The organism is Streptomyces sp. NPDC046977, assembly GCF_040644455.1.
Classification (GTDB): Bacteria; Actinomycetota; Actinomycetes; order Streptomycetales; family Streptomycetaceae; genus Actinacidiphila.
Window position 1 is genome coordinate 1 of record NZ_JBEYWO010000081.1, and the last position, 3,576, is coordinate 3,576.

Consider the following 3,576-nt stretch of genomic DNA (forward strand, 5'->3'; position numbering starts at 1 on the left):
GAGCCAGCCGCGCTGTCCCAACAGCTGGCGGTCCTGCGTCGTTCGGGGATCGTGACCGCGACCCGGGGGGGCTCCACCGTTGTGTACGCGCTGGCCGGCGGGGACGTGGCGGAGCTGATGCGGGCGGCCCGGAGGATCCTGACCGAGATGCTGGCCGGGCAGAACGAGCTGCTGGCCGAACTGCGGGAAGCCGAGGGTTCGGCCAGGTGAGTACCCCTGTTGTGGCCCGGGGAATCGCCCGGGCGCGGTCCCTGCTGCCCTCCCGCGCCGACCTGGCCGGGATGGGCCGCGATCCGCGCCGCGACCTGCTGGCCGGGCTGACCGTGGCGATCGTGGCGCTGCCACTCGCGCTCGGTTTCGGTGTCTCCTCCGGCCTGGGCGCCGAGGCGGGCCTGGCCACCGCCGTGGTAGCGGGCGCCCTGGCCGCTGTCTTCGGCGGTTCCAACCTCCAGGTCTCCGGCCCGACCGGTGCGATGACCGTCGTGCTGGTGCCGATCGTCACCCAGCACGGCACCGGCGGTGTACTGATGGTGGGCCTGATTGCCGGGCTGATGCTGCTCGGTCTCGCGGCGGCCCAGGCCGGCCGGTACATGGCCTATATTCCCGCCTCTGTGGTGGAGGGCTTCACCCTGGGCATCGCCTGCGTGATCGGCCTGCAGCAGGTTCCGGGTGCGCTGGGCGTGGCCAAACCGGAGGGCGACAAGGTCCTGGTGGTGACCTGGCGCGCGATCGAGGCGTTCGTGAACTCGCCGAACTGGACCGCCGTGGCGCTGGCGGCCGCGGTGGCCCTCGTGATGCTGGTGGGGGCCCGATGGCGGCCCACCGTCCCGTTCTCGATCGTCGCGGTCATCGCCGCCACGACCGTCGCGCAGGCATTCCACCTGGACGCCGCGGCCCCGATCGGGGACCTGCCGCCAGGGTTGCCCGCGCCTTCCCTGGGTTTCGTCGATCTGTCTGCGCTCGGCTCGCTGCTGGCCCCGGCCGTCGCGGTCGCCGCCCTGGCGGCCCTGGAATCGCTGCTGTCCGCGCAGGTCGCCGACGGCATGACGGTCGGCCAGAAACACGATCCGGACAAGGAGCTGTTCGGGCAGGGCCTGGCGAACATTGCCGCCCCTTTGTTCGGCGGTGTCCCGGCGACCGGCGCGATCGCCCGTACTGCGGTCAACGTCCGCACCGGCGCCTCCTCCCGCCTCGCCGCCCTCGTTCACGCTGCGGTGCTGGCGGCCATCGTGTTCGCCGCCGCCCCGCTGGTCTCCAAGATCCCGCTTGCCGCGCTGGCCGGTGTGCTGATCGCGACCGCGATCCGCATGGTCGAGGTCGGCTCCCTGCGAGCCATGGCCAGGGCCACCCGCGCGGACGCCATCGTCCTGGTCCTGACCGCCGTGGCGACCCTGGCCCTGGACCTCGTCTACGCGGTCATCATCGGCCTGGTCGTCGCCGGGGCCCTGGCTCTGCGGGCGGTGGCCCGCCAGACCCGCATGGACCAGGTCGACTTCCGCCCGGACATGCCCGGCGAGCACAGTGACGAGGAGCACGCGCTGCTGGCCGAGCACATCGTGGCCTACCGCATCGATGGGCCGCTGTTCTTCGCCGGCGCCCACCGCTTCCTCCTCGAACTGTCCGAGGTCGCTGACGTCCGCGTGGTGATCCTGCGCATGTCGCGGGTCACCACGCTGGATGCCACCGGCGCCCTCGTCCTCAAAGACGCCGTCGAGAAGCTCAACCGGCGCAGCATCGCCGTGATGACCTCCGGTATCCGTCCCGGCCAACGCCCGGCCCTCGACTCCGTCGGCGCCCTGGACCTGTTGCAGAGGGAGGGGCGCGAGTACGCCACCACTCCGGAAGCCATCGCCGGGGCCCGCGCCCACTTGCAGAAGGCGGGGCTGCTGCCGGCTCTGCCCGACCCGATCGCCCCCGTCACCGAAGAGGCTGCTCGATGACCCCCGCCGCCCGCCGCATGGTCGAGGTCTCCGGTACCGAAGCCTTGTGGCTGCTGGAAAGCGCCGCACAGGGACGCCTGGTGTATCTCCGCCGTGAGGTGGCCGTGGTCCGCCCGGCCGTCCACGTCCTGCAGTACGGCCGCCTGATCGTCCGCACCCCCGCCCAGGAGGCCGCGCTGGCGGGGCGGGGCTTGCTGACGTATCACGCGGACGAGATCCGGGTGGCCGGCGGCACCGGCTGGACGGTGACCGCGACCGGCCCGGCCGGGGTCATCACCGACCCGGACGAGGCTGCCCACTACCGCCGCACCCTGCCGGGCTGGGCCCACGGCCCGCACGACAGCCTCGTATGGATCCACCCCCAGACGGTGAGCGGCTTCCGCCTCGCCCACCCGGAGGCGAAGTGACCACCCAGCTCGAAACCCTCCCCTACCGGCATGTGCTGACCCTGCCCGCGATGGGCTCCGCCGTCCGCATCGCTCGCGAGACCACCGAACAGGTGCTGATGGAGTGGGGCATCGCCCGCCGCCACCCCAGCGTCGATCCGGCCCTGCTGATTCTGGCCGAGCTGGTCACCAACAGCGTCCGGCATGCCGCCGAGCTCTCCCCCAACGTCACGGTCGTCTTCGCGGGCGGTCCGGACACGTTCGCGTTCGCCGTCCACGACCGCCACCCCTACCAGCCCGCCCTGCACGCCGCGGGCACCGACACCGACACCGGAGGGCTGGCGACCGTCGTCGAGCTCACCCTCCAGCTCGGCGGGACCGCCGTTGTACGCGGCGACGCCGACGGCCGTGGCAAAAGCATTTGGATCACCCTGCCGCTGTAGAAAGAGAGCTCCGTCATGACCATCGAGTGGCGCTACACCACCCACCCCAACCTCGGCGTGCTCTCCCTGGCCGGCCACCTCGGCCCGGACGCCGTCCACCGCTTCACCGGCGCCATCGGCTGGGTCCGGGCCAGAGGCACCGGACCGGTCATCCTCGACCTCACTGGACTGCGCGGCTGGTCCACCGGCGGCCAGCTCGCCATCGCCCAGGCAGCCCGGCAACTCAGCGACGAGGGGCGGCGTCTGGAACTCGCTGCGATCCCCGCCGACGGCTCCCTCGTCCCCGACGGAACCCACCCGCCCATCCCCGTCCACTGCGACCTGTCCACCGCGCTCGCCGCCCACCAGGGACCCGCCGGGGACGGGCAGGAGTGGTGCACCGACGCATGGCCCGGCCCGCGCACCAGCACAGACCACGACCAGATCTGAACACCCCGCAGCACCGAACGAGCAAGGAAGCACGATGAGCGATGCGACCGTGAAGGACAGCAACGGGACCGTTCTGGAGGACGGCGACTCCGTCACCCTGATCAAGGACCTGAAGGTGAAGGGCACCTCCGAGACCCTCAAGCGCGGCACCCTGGTCAAGCACATCCGCCTCACCAGCCGGGCCGGCGAGGTCGAGTGCAACACCAAGAAGGTCAAGGGCCTCGTCCTGAAGACCGAGTTCCTCAAGAAAGCCTGACCCAGGCCCCGTACTTCACGCGCCGTTCCCCGTGCACTCGAGACGGGGGCAGCGCGTGCGGCGTATCACCGCCCCGTGTCGTCCCCCTGCTTCGTGCTCACTTGTGAGCGTGGCCGCCGATG

The 3,576-nt window shown here is 71.7% G+C and carries 6 protein-coding genes; all 6 read left to right on the top strand.

The annotated features are described in order from the left end of the window. A partial coding sequence (locus ABZ883_RS42985; protein ID WP_360917750.1) for a helix-turn-helix domain-containing protein occupies positions 1-210 on the top strand: 210 nt, incomplete at its 5' end. 71 nt (positions 211-281) lie between these two features. Further along, on the top strand, positions 282-1,940 hold the full coding sequence (locus tag ABZ883_RS42990) for a SulP family inorganic anion transporter (RefSeq protein WP_360917760.1): 1,659 nt from the start codon (positions 282-284) through the stop codon (positions 1,938-1,940). Beyond that, a complete protein-coding gene (locus ABZ883_RS42995; RefSeq protein WP_360917752.1) occupies positions 1,937-2,347 on the top strand; it encodes a pyridoxamine 5'-phosphate oxidase family protein in 411 nt (136 codons plus the stop codon). Before ABZ883_RS42990 ends, ABZ883_RS42995 begins: the two co-directional genes overlap by 4 nt. After that, positions 2,344-2,769: an ATP-binding protein gene (locus tag ABZ883_RS43000; RefSeq protein ID WP_360917754.1), complete on the top strand. Its 426-nt coding sequence runs from the start codon at positions 2,344-2,346 to the stop codon at positions 2,767-2,769. The genes ABZ883_RS42995 and ABZ883_RS43000 overlap by 4 nt, the downstream gene beginning before the upstream one ends. Positions 2,770-2,784: 15 nt before the next feature. Continuing rightward, positions 2,785-3,198: an STAS domain-containing protein gene (locus ABZ883_RS43005; RefSeq protein ID WP_360917756.1), complete on the top strand. Its 414-nt coding sequence runs from the start codon at positions 2,785-2,787 to the stop codon at positions 3,196-3,198. 34 nt (positions 3,199-3,232) lie between these two features. Beyond that, positions 3,233-3,454 (top strand): alkylphosphonate utilization protein, encoded by a 222-nt coding sequence (locus ABZ883_RS43010; protein WP_360917758.1) that lies wholly within the window; start codon positions 3,233-3,235, stop codon positions 3,452-3,454. Positions 3,455-3,576: the final 122 nt, after the last annotated feature.

What these genes read in the sequence shown, in the direction of transcription:
- ABZ883_RS42990 (WP_360917760.1), top strand. Translation starts at nt 282, where the DNA reads ATGGGCCGCGATCCGCGCCGCGACCTGCTGGCCGGGCTGACCGTGGCG.
- ABZ883_RS42995 (WP_360917752.1), top strand. Translation starts at nt 1,937, where the DNA reads ATGACCCCCGCCGCCCGCCGCATGGTCGAGGTCTCCGGTACCGAAGCC.
- ABZ883_RS43005 (WP_360917756.1), top strand. Translation starts at nt 2,785, where the DNA reads ATGACCATCGAGTGGCGCTACACCACCCACCCCAACCTCGGCGTGCTC.
- ABZ883_RS43010 (WP_360917758.1), top strand. Translation starts at nt 3,233, where the DNA reads ATGAGCGATGCGACCGTGAAGGACAGCAACGGGACCGTTCTGGAGGAC.